The sequence below is a fragment of the Pseudomonas sp. PF05 genome (genome assembly GCF_056521845.1).
Genome location: NZ_JBWLPW010000013.1, coordinates 160,977 through 181,101, shown reverse-complemented (window position 1 = coordinate 181,101; position 20,125 = coordinate 160,977). Strand labels below are relative to the sequence as shown.

Here is a 20,125-nt window from a genome sequence, read left to right as displayed (position 1 = left end):
CCCGGAGGTAAGCATGACTACCCAACGTCACTACTCGCCGATTGACCGTTTGTTGCTGCAAGCTGATACCGCGATGCGCACACTGCTGCCCTTCAGTGGCCAGCCGTACCGCCCTTCACCGGCTATCGTGCAGCCGGACGCGCAACTGAGTGACGAGCAAACCCGCCACGTCGCCGGACTGATGCGCATCAACCACACCGGTGAAGTCTGTGCCCAGGCGCTGTACCAAGGCCAGGCGCTGACAGCGAAGCTGCCACAAGTGCGAGAGGCAATGGAGCATGCCGCCGAGGAAGAAATCGACCATCTGGTCTGGTGTGAACAACGGATTCGCCAGTTGGGCAGCCACACCAGCGTCCTGAACCCGCTGTTCTATGGGATGTCATTCGGAATCGGCGCCGTTGCCGGGCTGATCAGCGACAAAGTCAGCCTCGGCTTCGTTGCGGCGACCGAGCATCAGGTGTGCAAACACTTGAATGAACACCTCGAACAACTGCCGGCCGAAGATGAAAAATCCCGGGCGATCCTTGAGCAGATGCGCGTGGACGAGGAACACCATGCCGAGAGTGCGCTAGAGGCCGGAGGCTTCCGATTTCCGGCCCCGGTAAAGTTCGGCATGAGCCTGCTGGCCAAAGTCATGACCAAGAGCACTTATCGGATCTGACGGCGATGGGGACTGAATAGCTCGTCCTCATGCCCACGGAAATTAAAAAGGCGGCTCCCCCAGGGGAAGTCGCCTTTTTTCCATCCGAAAACTCAATACAGCCAGTCGCAGGCCGTTGCTATTGGCTATCGACTCACCCCAACTCGATGATTTCATAATCGTGGGTGATTTCGACCCCGGCGGCACCGAGCATGATCGAAGCCGAGCAGTATTTCTCGGCGGACAGCTCAATGGCGCGCTTGACCTGGGCTTCCTTCAGGGCTCGTCCCTTCACTACGAAGTGCATGTGGATCTTGGTAAACACTTTTGGATCTTCGGTGGCACGTTCTGCCTCCAGGAAGGCTTCACAGCTTTCGACGGCCTGGCGGGACTTTTTAAGAATGCTGACCACGTCGAAGTTGCTGCAACCGCCTACGCCCAACAGGAGCATTTCCATCGGCCGAACACCCAGGTTCCGCCCACCGGCCTCTGGCGGGCCGTCCATGACGACCACATGACCACTGCCTGACTCACCGAGGAACATGGCTTCGCCAGCCCATTGGATGCGTGCCTTCATCGCCAAGACTCCACTGTTAAAAAAGGGTTGCCAGCTTAGCACAGCACTCCGGAATGACCGCTCTGCGTCTTAGGAGACCTGACCTGCCAGCATGTAGGTAAATTCTCAAATCAATTAAGAACGCCTCTGTTAAGCTGGCGCCAACTCGCTGGCGTATGGCCAGCTTTTAGCGATAACCCTTCGCGCCTATAAAAAAAAAACCAAACCATCACACTGCGCAGTCTTTCGGGATACAACCATGGTTGCCGTTACTCCCACGTTCAAGATCAAGAATCTCGACAAGCTCTTGATGCATTGCCAGCGCCGCCGCTATCCAGCCAAACACAACATCATTTGTGCGGGAGATCGTTCCGACACGCTGTTTTTCATCATCAAGGGCTCGGTCACTATCCTGATAGAAGATGACGACGGTCGGGAAATGATCATCGCCTACCTCAACTCCGGAGATTTTTTCGGCGAGTTGGGGTTGTTCGAACAGGCGGGCAAGGAACAGGAGCGCAGTGCCTGGGTGCGGACCAAGATTGAATGTGAAGTCGCAGAAATCAGCTACGCCAAATTCCGAGAACTGTCCCTGCAAGACCCGGACATTCTTTACGTCCTCAGTGGACAAATCGCACAACGCCTGCGTAATACCACCCGCAAGGTGGGTGATCTTGCGTTTTTCGACGTCACCGGACGTGTCGCGCGTTGCCTGTTGGAACTGTGCAAGCAGCCCGATGCCATGACCCACCCCGACGGCATGCAGATCAAGGTGACCCGCCAGGAGATCGGTCGGATTGTCGGTTGTTCGCGTGAAATGGTCGGTCGCGTACTCAAGGATCTTGAAGAGCGCAACCTGGTCAGCGTCAAAGGCAAGACCATGGTGGTGTTCGGAACGCGTTAAGCGCCCAGCAGATTGGTCAGCAGCTCCCGGTACAAAGCCTCGAGTCGCTCCAGCGCGTGAGGCGCCGGGAATTTTTCATGCAAGGCAATATGGCTCTCGGCCCGCACTCGCTGCTCCAGGCCGCCAGCCTCATTGAAGCGATTGACTGCCGCGACCATGGACTCGCGCTCGTTCTGCAGCAAAAGCGCGCCATGGACCAAGCCCACCGGCCGTTGACCGCCCTTGCTCTGACGCCAGCGCTGAGCGGTACCCACCATTTTCCGGCCGTCGAGGTTGACGTTGAAGCGCCCGTCACAAAAAGCCCCTTGCACCTCTCCCAGCGAAGCCACCCCACCCAGCTCGTCCAACAGCTGACAGATGGGATCGCACAATCGGCGATACCCGGTTTCGATACGTCCGTGGTCACCTTCGCTGCGCGGTGGTGCATAGACCAGGGCAATATTGACGGTAGCGCCCGACTGCGGCACCGGTTCGCCACCCGTTTCACGCAGCAAGACAGGCCAGCCATGGGCGGCTGATACTTCACAGGCGTGTGCAAACCCCGGCAGGCGACTCAAGCGACGCGGCATCACCAGCGCACGATCGTTGGGCTGCCAGAACAGCAGGCCGAACTCTGCGTCGCCTGCACAGATGCTGGCCAGCAGTTCCTGTTCGGCTTGCAGGCCAGCTTCGACGGTCAGTGAAATCACAGGCGACATGGATCAGTCCAGCGTCGAGCCGCTCACCGGCAAGCCTCGTTCAGGAAAGAACAGTCGCTGCAATTCCGTACCCGGGTTCTCGGCCCGCATGAACGCTTCGCCCACCAGGAACGAGTACACATCGCTGACTTCCATCAGTTCGACATCGGCCCGGTTGAGGATGCCGCTTTCGGTGATGACCAAGCGATCGCGCGGGATGCGCGGCAACAGGTCCAGGGTGGTTTCCAGGTTGACTTCGAAAGTGTGCAGGTTGCGATTGTTCACGCCGACCAGCTTGGTATCGAGGGTCTTCAGGGCTCGCTCCAACTCGTCACCGTCGTGGACTTCCACCAGGACATCCAGCCCGACGCTTTTGGCAACGGCCGCCAGCTCGGCCATTTTCACGTCGTCCAAGGCGGAAACGATCAACAGTACGCAATCGGCGCCCAACGCACGCGCCTCGATGATCTGGTACGGGTCGATCATGAAATCCTTGCGGATCACCGGCAGCTTGCACGCCGCCCGTGCTTGCTTCAGATAGTCGTCGGCCCCTTGAAAAAAGTCGACGTCGGTCAGCACCGAGAGGCAGGTCGCACCGCCCTTTTCGTAGCTTCGCGCGATCTCGGCCGGAACGAAATGCTCACGAATCACGCCTTTGCTGGGGGATGCCTTCTTGATTTCGGCAATCACCGCCGGTTGTTTTTTCTTGGCCTGATCGATCAGGGCCTGGGCAAAGCCACGCGGCGCATCCGCTGAACGCGCCAGGCCTTCCAACTCGGCCAGACTGACCCGGGCGCTGCGCTCGGCCACTTCCTGGGCCTTGCGAGCCAGAATGTTTTCCAGAACCGTTGGCACGCTCATCCTTCGTTCTCCACTTTGAATACGGCAGTAAATGCACCTAACTCTTCGAGCTTTTCCCTGGCCAGGCCGGTATGCAGTGCGTCATGGGCCAACTCCACGCCTTGCTTGAGGCTGCTGGCGTGGTCGGCGGCGTACAACGCGGCACCGGCATTGAGCACGATCATCTCAGCGGCTTTCTGGCCATTCTCGGTCTTGCGGCGACCCAAGGCATCACGGATCAGTTCCAGCGATTGGGCCGGGCTGTCGACCGCCAGCCCGTGCAGGCTCTGGCTCTTCATGCCGAGGTCTTCAGGTTCGACCCAATACTCGCTGATCTGATCATTTTTTAGTTCGGCCACGAATGTTGGCGCCGCCAGGCTGAACTCATCCAGGCCATCCTTCGAATGGACCACCAGCACGTGCTTGCTGCCCAGGCGTTGCAGGACTTCAGCCAATGGCCGGCACAACGCCTGGCTGAACACTCCGACCACCTGATGTTTCACGCCGGCCGGATTCGTAAGCGGGCCGAGCATATTGAACAGCGTGCGCAGCCCCAGATCACGACGGGGGGCCGCGGCGTGTTTCATGGCGCTATGGTGGGTCTGGGCAAACATGAAACCGATGCCGACGTTATCGATGCAGCGTGCCACCTGGATCGGCGTCAGGTTCAGGTAGATACCGGCCGCCTCCAGCAGATCGGCACTGCCGCTCTTGCCGGAAACTGCCCGATTGCCGTGCTTGGCAACGGTGCAACCCGCCGCCGCGACGACAAACGACGAGGCAGTGGAAACGTTGAAGATATTGGCGCCGTCACCGCCGGTACCGACCACATCCACCACACCGTCCAGCGTCTTGAGTTCGACCTTGTCCGCCAGCTCGCGCATCGCCGAAACCGCACCAACGATTTCATCGATGCTCTCACTCTTCATGCGCATGGCCATCATGAACGCGCCGATCTGCGCATCCGTGCATTGGCCGGTCATGATTTCGCGCATCACATCGCGCATCTCGTCGGTGCTCAGGTCGAGATGGCCGACGATACGGCTCAGGGCTGTCTTGATATCCATAAAAAGTCCTTAGCGCGTGCCGCCGGTTTGTTTGAGAAAGTTGGCGAACAGTTCGTGGCCCTGTTCGGTGAGAATAGACTCGGGATGAAATTGCACACCCTCGATATTCAGCGTCTTGTGGCGCAGCCCCATGATCTCATCGACCGAGCCGTCTTCAAGTTGGGTCCAGGCCGTCAATTCCAGGCAGTCAGGCAGAGTTTCGCGCTTGACCACCAGGGAATGGTAGCGGGTTACGGTAAGCGGATGATTCAGCCCCTCGAACACGCCCTTGTCCTCGTGGAATACCGGGCTAGTCTTACCGTGCATGACTTGTCGGGCGCGCACCACGTCACCGCCGAACGCCTGGCCAATCGACTGATGTCCCAGGCAAACACCCAGGATCGGCAGCTTGCCGGCGAAATACTTGATGGCCTCGATGGAAATGCCCGCCTCGGTCGGCGTGCACGGGCCGGGCGAAACCACGATGCGCTCAGGCTTGAGGGCTTCGATTTCGGCGATGGTCAGTTCGTCGTTGCGCACGACCTTGACCTCGGAGCCCAGCTCGCCGAGGTACTGCACAACGTTGTAGGTAAAAGAGTCGTAGTTATCGATCATCAGCAACATGGCGTAAGCAACCTATTGAATTCACTGACTTTAAATACAACCTTCAGAGAGTGACCCGCACGCTGCTGCGCTTGGCGAGGCAAGTGATGCCCCTGCGAAGCGGCTCTACAAGCGGGTAAAGAAGGCAAATCGGTACAGGTCCGGCGAGGCCGGCGGAGAATGTTCAGGCGCGCCAACGCCAGCGGGCGTGTGCCTTGATCATTTGATCCAGAAGTTTGCTGACAATCGACACAGGGAAAGTCTCGTTCATACGTCCCGGCACAGTAGCTTAGCTGGGCGGAGCACGCAATATGACCGTTCCCGAAGGGCTTTGAAACAATCGCGACGTTCAAGATGGATGGCAAGACGCCGGAAGTTTTTGGTACTGTCGTTTCGTTTTCTAACAAAAATAAGATAAAAACGGACTTTCTCATGATCAAAAAGACCTTGTTCGTACCGATTGCCGGTTGCCTGCTGGCAATAGCCTGCGCCCAGGCGAGCGCCGCTCCCAACCCTTATTCCAAGTTCATCGTGTTCGGCGACAGCCTCAACGACGCTGGTCAGTTCGCCGACCCGAATGGTCCGCCCGGCTCGACCGAGCGCTATACCAACCGAACCGGTCCGATCTATACCGATGGCAGCGGCGAAGCCTACTCCGCCAACTCCACCCAGTTGCTCGGTGGGCGCCTGGGTTATTCCGCCGACGAGACCGCTGCTTCCACTTCGGCTGTCCGCGCCAGCGAGGGGCTGGCAGACGGCAACAACTGGGCGGTGGGCGGTTATCGTACCGACCAGATCCTCGAATCGATTACCGGCGTGTCCGACACCGGCGAGCGCAGCCGTCCCGGCTACCTGCAGTCCAATGGCCTGCGAGCCGATCCGAATGCGCTGTATTACATTTCCGGTGGCGGCAACGACTTCCTTCAAGGCTTGGTGCTGAACCCCGCACAAGCGAACGCCGCCGCAGACCGCCTGGCCGACAGCGTCCAGGTGCTGCAAACGGCCGGTGCCCGCTATGTGATGGTCTGGTTGTTGCCCGACCTGGGTCTGACTCCGGCCCTCAACGGCGGTCCTTTGCAAGACGCCTTTTCGCAACTGGGCAACCAGTTCAACCAACAGCTGATCACGCGATTGCAAGGCATCGACGCTGAAATCATTCCATTGAACATTCCGCTTTTGCTGAAGGAAAGCTTCGCCGACCCGGCAAGATTTGGCCTCGCCACCGGTGAGAACCTCACCGCGACCTGCTTCAGCGGCAATGGCTGCACGGAAAACGCCACCTATGGCATCAACAGTGCCACGCCTGATCCCAGCAAGCTGATCTACAACGACGCGGTCCACCCAACCGAAACCGGGCAGAAGCTGATCGCCGACTACGCCTATTCCCTGCTCGCGGCGCCATGGGAGCTGACGTTGCTGCCGGAAATGGCCCACTCGACCCTACGCGCCCACCAGGACGAGTTACGCAGCCAGTGGCAATCGGATTGGGAGAACTGGCAGGCCGTCGGCCAGTGGCGAGCTATCGTCGCAGGCGGCGGCCAGCATCTGGACCTGGACAGCCAGAGCAGCGGCGCCAGCGCCGACGGCAGCGGCTACAGCCTGAATATTGGCGGCAGCTATCGCCTCAACGACGCCTGGCGCATGGGTGTCGCCGCCGGTCTCTACCGCCAGGACATGGAGGCAGGCCATAACGATTCGGACTACAAGCTCAACAGCTACCTGGCGACCGCTTTCGCCCAGTTCCAGCAAAACCGCTGGTGGGCCGATGCCGCACTGACCGCAGGCAAGCTCGACTACGACAACCTGGAACGCAAGTTCGACCTGGGCGTCAACGAAGCGCAGGAGAAAGGCGACACGGACGGTCATCTATGGGCATTGAGCACGCGGCTGGGCTACGACATCGCCCAACCGGGCAGCGAGTGGCACCTCTCGCCGTTTGTCAGCGCTGACTATGCGAAGGTGGAAGTCGATGGTTATTCGGAAAAGAGCAACCGCTCCACGGCCCTGACCTTCGATGACCAGACCCGTGATTCAAAACGCCTGGGCATCGGCTTGCAAGGCAAATACAACATCACCCGCCAGACCCAGGTATTTGGCGAATATGCCCACGAACGTGAATACGAAGACGACACGCAAAAGGTCAACATCGCGCTCAACAGCTTGCCCGCCAACGACTTCACGCTGGAAGGCTACACGCCACAGAGCCACCTGAATCGCCTGAGCCTGGGGGTCAGCCACAAGTTGACCAACGACTTGGCGCTGCGGGGCGGTTATACGCTGCGCAAGGATGATGACCTCACCCAGCAAGGAGTAAGCCTGGGGGTCAGCCTGGATTTCTAACGAAGGGGCGGCTTGCTTCTGCAGGAGCTGCCGGAGGCTGCGATCTTTTGATCTTTCGCTTGAGATTCAAGTGTTGTGGGAAAGATCGCAGCCTCGTTGCACTCGACAGCTCCTACACAGCTCCTACACAACGCCTACACAGCGCCTATGTCGTGTCAGGTGGATCAGTTGCTGGGGGTCTGCTCGGCCAGTGCCACGGCGCGGAACATCGCTCGACGCTTGTTCAGGGTTTCTTCCCACTCCAGCGCCGGCACCGAGTCGGCGACGATGCCGCCGCCAGCCTGCACGTGCAGTTCGCCGTTCTTGATGACGGCGGTGCGAATGGCAATGGCGGTATCCATGTTGCCGTTCCAGGCGAAGTAACCCACGGCCCCGCCGTACACACCCCGCTTGACTGGCTCCAGTTCGTCGATGATTTCCATCGCGCGGATTTTCGGCGCGCCGGACAAGGTGCCGGCCGGCAGGATCGCCCGCAAGGCGTCCATCGCTGTCAGTCCGGCCTTCAACTGGCCCGTGACGTTGGAGACGATGTGCATCACATTGGAATAGCGCTCGATGACCATCTTCTCGGTGAGTTTCACCGACCCGATTTCCGAGACCCGCCCGGTGTCGTTGCGCCCCAGGTCGATCAGCATCAGGTGCTCGGCGATCTCCTTGTCATCCGACAGCAGGTCCTTTTCCAAGGCCCGGTCAGCTTCCTCCGTGGCGCCACGGGGGCGAGTGCCGGCGATCGGTCGCACGGTGATCAGGTTGTCTTCGACCCGTACCAGCACTTCCGGCGAACTGCCCACGACATGGAAGTCGCCAAAGTTGAAGAAGTACATATACGGCGTCGGGTTGAAACAGCGCAGCGCCCGATAGAGATCGATGGGCGCTGCCTTGAAGTCGATGGACATCCGTTGCGACGGCACTACTTGCATGCAGTCACCGGCGAGGATGTACTCCTTGATGGTATCGACGGCCCGCTCGTAATCGTCCTGGGTGAAACTGGAACGGAACACCGGGTCGGCCGCCGACTGCTTGCTGAAGTCCAGGCCGGGACGCGGAGCGATCGGCTGACGTAACTTTTCCAACAGTGCTTGCAGGCTTTGTTGACCTTGCTCGTAGGCACCTTCCTGGGACGGATCGGCCAGGACGATGGCGTGCATCTTGCCGGCGAGGTTATCGAAGACCACGACCGCGTCGGAGACCATCAGCAAAATGTCCGGCACACCCAGCGGATCGGGGTTCGGGCAGGTGCCCAGGCGTTTCTCCACGTAGCGCACGCAGTCGTAGCCGAAATAACCCACCAGGCCGCCGTTGAAGCGCGGCAAGCCAGGGATGGTTGGCACGTTGTAACGAGCCTTGAAGGTTTCGACGAAGGCCAGCGGGTCTTCGACTTCGAGGCTTTCGATTTCGACACCGTCGTGGGTCACGCTGATGCGATGGTCATGGACCCGCAGCACTGTACGGCACGGCAGGCCGATGATGGAGTAACGGCCCCATTTCTCGCCGCCCTGCACCGATTCGAGCAAGTAGGAGTTGGGCTGGTCGGCCAGCTTGAGGTAGATCGACAGCGGCGTGTCGAAGTCGGCCAGGGTTTCACAGGCAAGGGGGATGCGGTTGTAGCCGGCAGCGGCTAGACGCAGGAATTCTTCACGGATCATGGGGGTGCCTCGTGGCAAGAGGAGCTGACAGTCAGGTATGCAAACGCGCCGGATAACCGGCCAGGATCACGTCAGGTGCGCCAACGCCAGCGGGCCAGGGCCTTCATGACTTTCATCCAGAGCTTGCGAGTGACCACCACGATGGCGTTTCCAGAAGAGGATTGAACAGCGTCGGGCAACGTTATCTCAGCGGCCGGGTCCAGGCAACCGGGAATTAACAGGCGCAAATCGTCGATCACCAGCGTTGGAAACTCTTCGGCGATCGGCCGACCATGGTTGTAGCCATAACTCAACGCCACACATTTGACCCCAGCCGCTTTCGCCGCCAGCACATCGCTGCGCGAGTCGCCGACGAACAACGATTGGGAGGCCGGGATGTTGGCCATTTTCATCACGAAGAACAGCGCGGCCGGGTCCGGTTTTTTCTGCGGCAAGGTGTCGCCGCCGATGATCCAGCGGAAATAACGGCCGATTTTCATCTGGTCCAGCAACGGCGCAACGAAGCGCTCCGGCTTGTTGGTAATCAGGGCCATTTCCACGCCCTGTTTTTGCAGCCACTTGAGGGTGGAGCGCACGCCGGGATAGACCACCGTCAGTTGGTGATTGTCTTCGTAGGCGTCATTGAACAACGCCAGCGCCCGCTCGGCCTCGGCATCATCGACACCTTGGGCGTCGATGTCATTGGCCAGGGCCCGGCGCACCAGCATCGGCGCGCCATTACCGACCCAATGGCGTACCGAATCGAGGCCGGCAGGCGGGCGTCCAAGCTTGAGCAGCATCGTGTCCACCGCCGCCGCAAGGTCCGGGACCGAATCGACCAATGTGCCATCGAGGTCGAACATCACCAGACGCGGCAAGCTGCCGGGGAACAGCTGCTCGAAGCCGCTCATGGGCGCGCCAGGGCCAGTTCGGCGCGCATTTTTGCAATCACCTCTTTGTAGTCGGGTGCATTGAAGATCGCCGAACCCGCGACGAACGTGTCGGCGCCGGCCGCGGCGATTTCACGGATATTGTTCACGTTCACGCCACCGTCGATTTCCAGGCGGATATCACGGCCCGAGGCATCGATCAGCGCACGGGCTTCGCGCAGCTTGTCGAGGGTGCCCGGGATGAACTTCTGCCCGCCGAAGCCAGGGTTGACGCTCATCAGCAGGATCATGTCGACCTTGTCCATCACGTACTTGAGCACGTCCAGGGGCGTGGCCGGGTTGAACACCAGGCCGGCCTTGCAACCGCCTTCGCGGATCAGCTGCAGGGAGCGATCGATGTGCAGCGTGGCTTCCGGGTGGAAGGTGATGTAGGTGGCGCCGGCTTCGATGAAGTCACCGACAATGCGGTCCACCGGGCTGACCATCAGGTGCGCATCGATCGGCGCGGTGACGCCGTACTTGCGCAGCGCCGCGCAGACCATCGGGCCGATGGTCAGGTTGGGTACGTAGTGGTTGTCCATGACATCGAAGTGCACGATGTCGGCCCCGGCGGCCAGAACGTTGTCCACTTCCTCGCCCAGGCGGGCGAAGTCGGCAGAGAGAATCGACGGAGCAATAGCGAAGGGCTGCATGACGCACCTGTTTTGAGCGAAATCACGATGGCGCGCATTGTATACCTCAAGATTTGGCGCGCCCACCGCGACAATCGATCAATACGCTGCGCGGTAGATTTCCTCGATATCGGCAGCGCTCAGTTTGCGCGGATTGTTGCGCATCAGCCGTTCTATTCCCGCCGCTTCCACCGCCATGGATGGAATCACCTCCTCGGTCACGCCCAGGCTGCTGAGGCCCTTGGGTATTTCCACCGCGGCACACAGCGTTGCCATGGCCTCCACAGCCTCGTCGGCAGCCTCAAGATCGCTCAGGTGAGCGGTCTTGAGGCCCATGGCCTCGGCGATGTCACGCATGCGTTCGACACACGCCATCTTGTTCCAAGCCATGACGTACGGCAGCAACAAGGCGTTGGCCACGCCATGGGACACGTGAAAGCGCCCGCCCAACGGATAGGCCAGCGCATGCACCGCTCCAACTCCGGCATTGCCAAATGCCATGCCGGCCATCAGGCTGGCCGTGGCCATGTCTTCACGGGCTTGCAAGTGAGCCGGGTTGGCATAGGCCTTGGGCAGCGCGCGGGTGATCAGCTTGATTGCGCCTATGGCCAGGGCATCGGTGATCGGCGAAGCATTGAGCGACAGGTAGGCCTCGATGGCGTGGACCAGCGCATCAACGCCACTGGCAGCCGTGACGCTGCGCGGGCATGTGAGGGTCATCTGCGGGCTGACCAGCGCCACGTCCGGCAACAGATAATCGCTGACGATGCCTTTTTTCAACTGCGCGGCCTTGTCGGAGAGGATCGCCACGTTGGTGACTTCCGAACCGGTACCGGCCGTGGTGGGGATGGCAATCATCGGCGGGCCTTTGCGCGGCACCTGATCGACGCCGAACATATCTTGCAACTCGCCGTGGTACCCGGCATAGACCCCCACGCACTTGGCGATGTCGATGGCACTGCCGCCACCCAGGCCAATCAGGCCGTCATGACCACCGTCGCGGTAGGCTTGCATGCAGTCTTCGACAATGGCGATTTCCGGGTCCGGCATGACCCGGTCGAAAATCTCGTAGTCCCGTCCACCCAGATGTTGCAGGGCCAGCTCAACAGTGCCGGACTTGACGAGCGCGGCATCGGTGACGATCAGCGGGTTGTCGACATCCAGCCGGGTCAGCTCAGCCGCCAGTTGCTCGATGGCAGCGGCACCGGTGATCAGTTTGTGGGCGATCTTGAATGAGGAAAGACTCATGTGCGCGGCCTCTTATTCGAGTATGGGCTGGCACAAGGATAGCTCGGTATTGAGGGTTGTCTGCTATTCAGCGCATGAATACACCCCAGCCCCCCGTGGGAGCGAGCAAGCCCGCTCCCACAGGGACCAACGCTGGCCTCAGACTTGGGCAGTGCGCAGTTTCTCGCTGCGCCCACGCAACCATTCCAGGGTCAGCAGCAGGATCACCGAGAAGGCGATCAGCAGCGTCGCCGCCGCCGCGATGGTGGGGCTGAGGTTTTCGCGGATGCCGCTGAACATCTGCCGTGGCAGGGTTACCTGCTCGGGACCCGCCAGGAACAGGGTCACCACCACTTCATCGAACGACGTCGCGAAGGCAAACAGTGCGCCGGAGATCACCCCCGGGGCGATCAACGGCAGGGTCACCCGACGAAACGCCGTCAGTGGCGAAGCCCCAAGGCTGGCGGCGGCCCGAACCAGGTTGTAGTTGAACCCCTGCAGGGTCGCCGACACCGTGATGATCACGAACGGTACGCCCAGCACGGCGTGGACCACGATCAGCGAGACGAAACTGTTGCCCATCCCCAGTGGCGCGAAAAACAGGTAACTGGCCACGCCGATGATCACCACCGGCACCACCATCGGCGAGATCACCAGGGCCATCACCAGCGCCTTGCCTGGGAAGTCGCCACGGGTCAGGCCGATGGCCGCCAGTGTGCCGAAGATCATCGCCAGAAACGTCGCCGCCGGGGCCACGATGATGCTGTTTTTCAGCGCCCGCATCCATTCGGCCGAGGCGAAGAAATCGTGGTACCACTGCAGCGAAAAGCCTTGCAGCGGGTACACCAGGAAACTGCCGGAGTTGAACGACAGTGGGATGATCACCAGCACTGGCAAAATCAGGAACAGCAGGATCAGCCCGCAGAGTGTGCGCAAGCTGTAGAACCACACCCGTTCGACGGGAGACATGTAAGGACTCAGCATTTCAATCTCCCCTTAGCTCAGGCGCAGGCGACTGGCGCCCACCAGCCAGTTGTAAATCAGGTAAAGCACGACGGTCGCCAGCAACAGCAACCCGCCGAGCGCCGTGGCCATGCCCCAGTTGATACTGGTGTTGGTGTAGAACGCGACAAAATAGCTGACCATCTGATCGCTCGGGCTGCCCAGCAGCGCCGGGGTGATGTAGTAGCCGATGGCGAGGATGAACACCAACAGGCAACCCGCGCCGACACCGGCATAGGTCTGCGGGAAGTACACGCGCCAGAAACTGGCAAACGGATGGCACCCCAGGGAAATCGCCGCACGCATGTAAGTCGGCGAGATGCCTTTCATCACGCTGTAAATCGGCAGGATCATGAACGGCAGCAGGATATGGACCATGGAGATGTACACACCGGCGCGATTGAACACCAGTTCCAGAGGCTTATCGATGATACCCATGGCCATCAGGCCACTGTTGATCAATCCGCCCGATTGCAGCAGCACAATCCACGCTGCCACCCGCACCAGGATCGACGTCCAGAACGGCAACAGCACCAAAATCATCAGCAGGTTGCTCTGGCGTGACGGCAGGTTCGCCAGCAGGTACGCCAACGGATAGGCCAGCACCAGGCAGATCGTGGTAATCACCAGGCCCATCCAGAACGTACGGGCAAAAATATCCAGGTAGATCGCCTGATCGGGGGTGGCCGGGGCCAGTTCACCGAGGTCATCGATGCGATGATCGACAGCCGCCAGCAGGTAGTACGGGGTGACATCACTGGTGTTGCGGCGGATCACCTGCCAATACGCCGGATCGCCCCAGCGTTCGTCGAGGTTCTCCATCGCTTCTTTATAAGAGGCCGGCTCAGTGGCGAACGGCAGCGCACGGGCGGTCTTGGTCATCAGGCTGCGATAGCCGGCCAGTTCCATGTTCAGGCGCTTGGACAAATCGCCCAAGGTCTGATTCTTGCGGGCTTCGGCCAGGTCTTCGCTGGCGGCCTTGTATACCGGCTCGCCTGGCAACCCACGTCCGTCCCAGGCAGCGACCGCAGCGACGGTGCGCGGCATGCCATTGACCACTTCCGGATTGCTGACACTTTTGAACAGCAGCGCCACGATCGGCACCAGGAACACCAGCAACAGAAACAACACCAGCGGCGCGATCAAGGCCTGGGCCTTCCAGCGGTTGACCCGCTCGGCGCGCTTGAGCCGTTGCTTGAGGGTGGGGCTGGTGCCCGCGTTCAGTGGAACGGCGATGGCCATGGCGAACTCCGCAAATCTTTTTGATCGTTACAGCGGCGGCGAACCGCCACTGTTTATGGTGAAACGCAAATCCTGTAGGAGCTGGCGCAGCCTGCGATCTTTTGAGGCCCTCATGGACACTGAAGATCAAAAGATCGCAGCCTTCGGCAGCGCCTACTTGGCCGCCCAGGAGTTGAAGCGCTGTTCCAGTTGCTCACCGTTGTCAGCCCAGAAGCTGACGTCGATCTGCACTTGGTTGGCGATGTTTTCCGGAGTGGTCGGCATGTCTTTCAGAACATCCTTGGCCAGCAACGGTACTGCCTGGGTGTTGGCCGGGCCGTAGGCGATGTTTTCCGAGTAGGTCTTCTGCTGCTGCGGTGCCACCGAGAAGGCGATGAACTTCTTCGCCGCTTCCGCCCGGGTCTTGTCCAGGCCACGCGGAATGGCCCAAGCGTCGAAGTCGTAGATGCCGCCGTTCCACACCACTTTCAGGTTGCTTTCTTTCTGTACCGCGGCGATCCGGCCGTTGTAGGCCGAGCTCATGACTACGTCACCGGACGCCAGGTACTGCGGCGGCTGGGCGCCAGCTTCCCACCACTGGATGTTCGGCTTGAGCTCATCGAGCTTCTTGAACGCACGGTCCTGACCGTTTTTGCCAGCCAGCACTTTGTAGACGTCTTTCGGTGCGACACCATCGGCCATCAGGGCGAATTCCAAGGTGTACTTGGCGCCTTTGCGCAGGCCGCGCTTGCCTGGGAATTGCTTGGTGTCCCAGAAGTCCGCCCAACTGGTCGGCGCGGTTTTCAGTTTGTCAGCGTTGTAGGCCAGCACGGTCGACCACACGAAGAAGCCCACGCCGCAAGGCTGGATGGCGCCCTTGACGTAGTCTTCGGCCTTGCCGAACAGGGCCGGGTCCAGTTGTTCGAACATGTCTTCGTCACAACCACGGGACAATTCCGGGGACTCGACTTCTACCAGGTCCCAGGAAACGCTCTTGGTATCGACCATGGCCTTGACCTTGGCCATTTCGCCGTTGTATTCGCCAGCGATAATTTTACCGTTACCGGCCGCTTCCCACGGTGCGTAGAAGGCTTTGACCTGAGCCGCCTTGTTCGCCCCGCCAAAAGACACCACGGTCAGGTCCGGGCCCGCCGCCATCGCGCTTGCCGCACCCATCATGCCCAGGGTCAGGGCTGTGAACTTCAGGGATCTCAACATTTATTGTTCTCTCCACGTGCAGGGTTGGTGTTGGTACAGCAGGGGGCGATCAATTCGCCTCTAGAAGGGGATCGAGCGCACGCACATGCTCGACTTGCCAGCCAAGCGGAACCACGTCCCCGACAGCGAGCTCGGGGTCGAGCTCGGCAATCGGTTGTTTCACGAAGAAGTCATTCTTGCCGCAGACTTCCAGGCGAACCCGGACGTGGTCGCCCAGATAGATGAATTCCGCCACCCTCCCTGAGAAGCGGTTGACACATTGTTCGCTTGCGCCGTTGAGGCTCACCCGCTCCGGACGGATCGACAGGGTCACCGGCTCGCCGGGCTTGCCGACATTCACCGCCAGTGCCTCGACCTTCTCACCGCGCCCCAGCTCCACCAGGCAGCGCTCGCCGGTTTGACTGTGCAGACGACCATTGAGACGGTTGTTCTCGCCGATGAAGTTGGCGACGAAGGTGTTTTTCGGCTCTTCATACAGGGTACGCGGCGGGGCGATCTGCTGGATCTCGCCCTGGTGGAATACCGCCACGCGGTCGGACATGGTCAGGGCTTCGCCCTGGTCGTGGGTCACGTAGACCACCGTCACGCCAAGGCGCTGGTGCAGGTGTTTGATTTCCATCTGCATGTGCTCGCGCAATTGCTTGTCCAGCGCACCCAAGGGTTCGTCCATCAGCACCAGCTGCGGCTCGAACACCAGGGCCCGGGCCAGGGCTACCCGTTGCTGCTGGCCACCGGACAGTTGCGCCGGGTAGCGCTGGGCGAAGCTGTCCAACTGGACCATGCTCAAGACGCGCTTGACCCGATCACTCACGTCGCTCTTGTTCAGGCCACGCACAGTAAGCGGGAACGCCAGGTTCTCGGCGACGGTCATGTGAGGGAACAAGGCGTAGTTCTGGAACACCATGCCGATGTCGCGCTTGTGCGGTGGCACATTGTTGATCGAGCGCCCGGCCAGCAGGATCTCACCGGCGGTTGGGGTTTCAAACCCGGCGAGCATCATCAGGCTGGTGGTCTTGCCGGAGCCGGAAGGCCCGAGCAGGGTCAGGAATTCGCCTTTGCGAATATCCAGGTTGAGGTCCTTGACGATCAGGTTCTCGCCGTCGTAGCTCTTTTGCACACCACGAAAGCTGACCAGCACATCACTGGCCCCCGCGCTTGAATCGACCTGGCTCATACCCGCACCTTTTGTATTGATGACTGCTTGTGAATCAAGCCTAGTGGACCCTGGGAGCCGCGCAAATCGGGAGGCAGGAGAGAATCGCCTCAGCCGGATGGAAGAGTCGGGGTAGGGATTGCCCTACAAGGATGGCGGGATTGGGTAAATGCAGCGGCGAGTTGTAAGCGGCAAGCTGCAAGTAGGGGCAAAAAGCGCTGTTGGGGTGTGTCGCAAATGGATATGCCGACACATTTCCCGTGGGAGCGAGCTTGCTCGCGATAGCGCCGTGTCAGCCGACATCAATATTGAATGTGCCGCCGCCATCACGAGCAAGCTCGCTCCCAGGGGGGAATTGCGGGGTTCAGAGCAACTTGTGCTCCATCGCATATTTCACCAACTCTGCCAATGAGGTGATGTTGAGCTTCTGCATCAGCCGCGCCTTGTGGGTGCTGATGGTCTTGCTGCTCAGGGCCAGTTGCTGGGCGATGTCGTTGACGTTGGCGCCCTGGGCCAATCGTTCGAAGACTGAGAACTCACGCTCGGACAGCAGCGAGTGCAACGGCCGCGTGTCGGTCAGGCCGACTTCAAAGACCATGCGGTCGGCCAGGTCCGGGTCGATATAGCGTCCGCCGGCCGCGACCTTGCGAATCGCCATGAGCAGCAGGGCCGGGTCGCTGTCCTTGGTCGCGTAGCCGGCGGCGCCGACCTTCAGGGCGCGGGCAGCCATTTGCGCCTCGTCATGCATCGACAACACCAGGATGGCCGGCGGATTGTTCAGCGCCCGGATCCGTGGGATTGCCTCCAGGCCGTTGACGCCCGGCATGGAAATGTCCAACAGCACCACCTCGCAGGGCACGTGGCGCAAGGTCTCGAGCAACTGTTCGCCATTGCTCGCCTCCCCTACCACCACCAGATCCTTGGCCAGGCCGATCAACTGCTTGATGCCTTCACGGACGATGGTGTGGTCTTCGGCTACCAGTACACGGATCACGTTGTTCTCCAGATTCAGGATCTCATCGCGAGCAAGCTCGCTCCCCCAGGGTCATGTGTACATCTCAATCAATGTGGGAGCGAGCTGGCTCGGGCCCGCCCAGGCAACCCACCCCATCAGACCTCATGCAACGGCACCCGCACCGACAGGGTCGTGCCCTCCCCCGGTTCACTCTCCAGGGTCAACTGCCCGCCCATGATCAGCACCCGCTCACGCATGCCGACCAGGCCAAAGGAGGTTGGCCGACCCGTATCGGCAATAAATCCTACACCGTCGTCGCTGACGGTCAGGCACAATTCGTCGCCCTCCTGAACCAGCGTCAGCTCTACAGTATGCGCTTGGGCGTGGCGCATCACGTTGGTCAGCGCTTCCTGGAGAATCCGGAACAGGCCAATGGCCTTGGCATCGCTCAGGGCCGGCAGGTTGTCCGGCACCTGCACCAGGCATGGAATCTGCGTACGCGCCTCGAAACGCCGAGCCTGCCATTCGATGGCCGAGGCAATGCCAGCATCCAGGATCGGCGGGCGCAGCGCCGTTGCCACGTCCCGCACCAGTTGGAACAACTGGGCAATCAGGCGCTTCATGCTGTTGAGCCGCTCATGCAGGCCCGGGTCGAGTTGCGCGTAGGCCAATTCACACATGGATGTTTCTAGCTTCAACACCGTCAGCATCTGGCCCAGCTCGTCGTGAACTTCCCGGGCAATGCGTGCCTTTTCCTCTTCCCGCACGCTTTCCAGGTGCGCCGACAACTCGCGCAACTGCTCCCGGGAGCTGGCCAGTTCCAGTTCGATGCGCTTGCTTTCGGTGATGTCCCAGACGATCCCGTCCCAGACGTAGGCGCCATCTTCCAGGCGACGGGTGATCGCCTTGATCTCGGCCCAACGCTCCTGGCCTTCGCGGGTCAGGATGCGGCCCTGCCACGACCAGTCACTGTCGGTGTCCAGCGCCTGGTCCTGGGTGCGGTGGTAATCGGCCTTGTCCTGCGGGTGCACCAGGCTGCGCAGCCCGGTGTCGCTGCGGGCCAGGGTTGCAGGGGAATAACCCACCAGGCTTTCGCTGCCTTCACTGATGTAGGCAAAGTCGATCTGGCCGGTCACTGGCGCCCGCTCCAGGCGAAAGACCAGGCCTGGCACATTAGCGGCGATACCTTGCAACCGCGCTTCGCTTTCGCGCAACGCCGCCAGCGCACGTCGACGTTCGGTCACGTCGTTGAGGTAGACCACCAGGTATTCGGCGTCGCGAAAACGCAGGAAACTCAGGGAAACGTCGGCCGGCAGAATGCTGCCGTCGGCTCGCACGCACTCGGTCTCGAAACTCTGCGGCCGGTCTTCACTGGCCCGGGCGCGCTTCCACAGGTTCAGCCAACGATCCATGTGCAAGCCCGGCTCGAAGTCGATCAAGGGACGGTCGATGATGGCGCCCGAGGCATAGCCGAGCATGGTTTCAGCCGCTCGGTTGGCATAGCGCACGTGGCTGTCCCAATTGACCCAGAGGATGCCGACCGTGCTTTGATCGATGGAAAACTGCGTCAGGCGCAAGGCTTCCTCGCTGGCAGCACGCTGGGCGATGTCCTCCTTCGCGGCCCGTAGACGGCGTTCCAGTGCGCGTTGCTGGCGGCGCTGCCAGAACACGATGGCGATGCTGCTGAGCAGCAGGGCCAGAATCAACAGGGTCAAGTTCTGCCAGAAACCCGGGGTCTCGGTCAGGCGCGGGTATTTCGGCTTGAGCCAGCGGCTGTGCAGTTGCTCCAGCTCCTTGGCCGGAATTGCCTGCAAACCGCTCTCGATGATATCGGCCAGTTCCGGCCAGTCCCGGCGCGTGGCAACCCGCAGCAACTGCGGCAGGCCGATGTCGCCCACCACCGCCAGCTCGGCGAATTCGGGCTCGACCATCAGCCGCCCGAGCTGAGCCTCATCGACCACCGCATATCGAGCCTGCTGGGTCAGCAACAATTGCAGGGCCGCGCGCTCCATCGGCACGCCTTGCAGATTCAGCATCGGGTAGTTGCTGCGCAGGTAATCGGCCGTGGCGCTGGGCATGCGCACCGCGACCCGGGCCTGGGTGTCGAGTTTTTCCAACTCCACCCCCTCGGCCCCCTTCTGCGCACCGACGATCAATTGCGGCACGCGCATGTAGGGATCGGAAAACTGCCAGAGCTTGAGCCCGCTCGGAGATTGGCTCAGGCCCGGAGCAACGTCCACTTCGCCAGCGCGCACCGCCGCTTCCAGTTGCGCCAGGTCCTGGAAATTGCGCCAGGTGAGTTCGACGTTCAACGCCTTGCCCAGCCATTGCATCAACTCGACGTTGGTGCCGGACAACCGCTGCAAGCGCCGGTCGTATTGCGCATAGGGCGCCTGCAATACCAGGCCGACCCGCCATTGCGGATGCTGCGCCAACCACTGGCGCTGCCCTGCATTCAATTGCACCCCGTGCGCCGACGGCGCGGGCGCGGCCCACGCCATCAAGGGAAGCCATAAACAGCCGATAACCCACAGGCAGCAAAAACGCATCATCGAAG

Annotated in this window: 18 protein-coding genes; 3 read left to right on the top strand and 15 right to left on the bottom strand. The window is 60.8% G+C overall.

Translation table 11 applies throughout. The annotated features are described in order from the left end of the window. The first annotated feature begins 13 nt into the window (after positions 1–13). Positions 14–661 (top strand): 2-polyprenyl-3-methyl-6-methoxy-1,4-benzoquinone monooxygenase, encoded by a 648-nt coding sequence (coq7, locus tag AC09SL_RS21345; protein WP_014340488.1) that lies wholly within the window; start codon positions 14–16, stop codon positions 659–661. Between the two features lie 133 nt (positions 662–794). Here coq7 and AC09SL_RS21340 read toward each other — a convergent pair whose 3' ends face one another. Beyond that, on the bottom strand, positions 795–1,217 hold the full coding sequence (locus AC09SL_RS21340; RefSeq protein ID WP_003206127.1) for an OsmC family protein: 423 nt from the start codon (positions 1,215–1,217) through the stop codon (positions 795–797). Positions 1,218–1,455: 238 nt separating this feature from the next. Between AC09SL_RS21340 and crp the strand changes: the two genes are divergently transcribed. After that, positions 1,456–2,100, top strand: coding sequence for a cAMP-activated global transcriptional regulator CRP (crp, locus tag AC09SL_RS21335; RefSeq protein ID WP_058542824.1), 645 nt, complete (start codon positions 1,456–1,458; stop codon positions 2,098–2,100). Here the strand turns inward: crp and AC09SL_RS21330 are convergent. From AC09SL_RS21330 to AC09SL_RS21315, 4 genes are read right to left on the bottom strand one after another with little or no spacing between them, the layout of a single operon-like run. Continuing rightward, a complete protein-coding gene (locus tag AC09SL_RS21330; RefSeq protein ID WP_058542825.1) occupies positions 2,097–2,798 on the bottom strand; it encodes a lipoate--protein ligase family protein in 702 nt (233 codons plus the stop codon). The genes crp and AC09SL_RS21330 overlap by 4 nt on opposite strands. Positions 2,799–2,801: 3 nt before the next feature. Further along, positions 2,802–3,638: an indole-3-glycerol phosphate synthase TrpC gene (gene trpC, locus AC09SL_RS21325; RefSeq protein WP_058542826.1), complete on the bottom strand. Its 837-nt coding sequence runs from the start codon at positions 3,636–3,638 to the stop codon at positions 2,802–2,804. Then, complete coding sequence (gene trpD, locus AC09SL_RS21320; RefSeq protein ID WP_058542827.1) at positions 3,635–4,684, bottom strand: anthranilate phosphoribosyltransferase; 1,050 nt, start codon at positions 4,682–4,684, stop codon at positions 3,635–3,637. Before trpD ends, trpC begins: the two co-directional genes overlap by 4 nt. A 9-nt stretch (positions 4,685–4,693) precedes the next feature. Beyond that, complete coding sequence (locus AC09SL_RS21315; RefSeq protein ID WP_003206137.1) at positions 4,694–5,287, bottom strand: aminodeoxychorismate/anthranilate synthase component II; 594 nt, start codon at positions 5,285–5,287, stop codon at positions 4,694–4,696. A gap of 411 nt (positions 5,288–5,698) precedes the next feature. Here AC09SL_RS21315 and estP point away from each other — a divergent pair, with 411 nt between their 5' ends. Then, a complete protein-coding gene (gene estP / locus AC09SL_RS21310; protein WP_058542828.1) occupies positions 5,699–7,606 on the top strand; it encodes an esterase EstP in 1,908 nt (635 codons plus the stop codon). 164 nt (positions 7,607–7,770) lie between these two features. On the opposite strand, the gene trpE is transcribed toward estP, so the two are convergent. The 10 genes from trpE to AC09SL_RS21260 all read right to left on the bottom strand — a co-directional run bounded on the left by trpE (position 7,771) and on the right by AC09SL_RS21260 (position 20,120). Further along, the gene (gene trpE / locus AC09SL_RS21305; RefSeq protein WP_058542829.1) at positions 7,771–9,252 is read right to left on the bottom strand and encodes an anthranilate synthase component I; all 1,482 of its coding nucleotides are present in this window, start codon (positions 9,250–9,252) and stop codon (positions 7,771–7,773) included. 71 nt (positions 9,253–9,323) lie between these two features. Further along, a complete protein-coding gene (locus AC09SL_RS21300; protein WP_058542830.1) occupies positions 9,324–10,142 on the bottom strand; it encodes a phosphoglycolate phosphatase in 819 nt (272 codons plus the stop codon). After that, positions 10,139–10,813: a ribulose-phosphate 3-epimerase gene (gene rpe, locus AC09SL_RS21295; protein WP_058542831.1), complete on the bottom strand. Its 675-nt coding sequence runs from the start codon at positions 10,811–10,813 to the stop codon at positions 10,139–10,141. The genes AC09SL_RS21300 and rpe overlap by 4 nt, the downstream gene beginning before the upstream one ends. Before the next feature lie 78 nt (positions 10,814–10,891). Beyond that, positions 10,892–12,040, bottom strand: a complete 1,149-nt coding sequence (locus AC09SL_RS21290) for an iron-containing alcohol dehydrogenase (protein WP_058542832.1) — start codon at positions 12,038–12,040, stop codon at positions 10,892–10,894. Positions 12,041–12,178: 138 nt separating this feature from the next. Then, positions 12,179–13,003: an ABC transporter permease gene (locus AC09SL_RS21285; protein ID WP_058542833.1), complete on the bottom strand. Its 825-nt coding sequence runs from the start codon at positions 13,001–13,003 to the stop codon at positions 12,179–12,181. Positions 13,004–13,015: 12 nt separating this feature from the next. Further along, positions 13,016–14,263, bottom strand: coding sequence for an ABC transporter permease (locus AC09SL_RS21280; RefSeq protein ID WP_058542834.1), 1,248 nt, complete (start codon positions 14,261–14,263; stop codon positions 13,016–13,018). Positions 14,264–14,416: 153 nt separating this feature from the next. Continuing rightward, positions 14,417–15,460 (bottom strand): ABC transporter substrate-binding protein, encoded by a 1,044-nt coding sequence (locus AC09SL_RS21275; protein WP_058542835.1) that lies wholly within the window; start codon positions 15,458–15,460, stop codon positions 14,417–14,419. Positions 15,461–15,509: 49 nt separating this feature from the next. Further along, positions 15,510–16,634, bottom strand: a complete 1,125-nt coding sequence (locus tag AC09SL_RS21270; protein ID WP_058542836.1) for an ABC transporter ATP-binding protein — start codon at positions 16,632–16,634, stop codon at positions 15,510–15,512. Between the two features lie 343 nt (positions 16,635–16,977). Then, on the bottom strand, positions 16,978–17,607 hold the full coding sequence (locus tag AC09SL_RS21265; RefSeq protein WP_003206156.1) for a response regulator: 630 nt from the start codon (positions 17,605–17,607) through the stop codon (positions 16,978–16,980). A gap of 116 nt (positions 17,608–17,723) precedes the next feature. After that, entirely contained in the window at positions 17,724–20,120 is a 2,397-nt protein-coding gene (locus tag AC09SL_RS21260; protein ID WP_058542837.1) for a PAS domain-containing sensor histidine kinase, read from the bottom strand. Positions 20,121–20,125 lie beyond the last annotated feature (5 nt).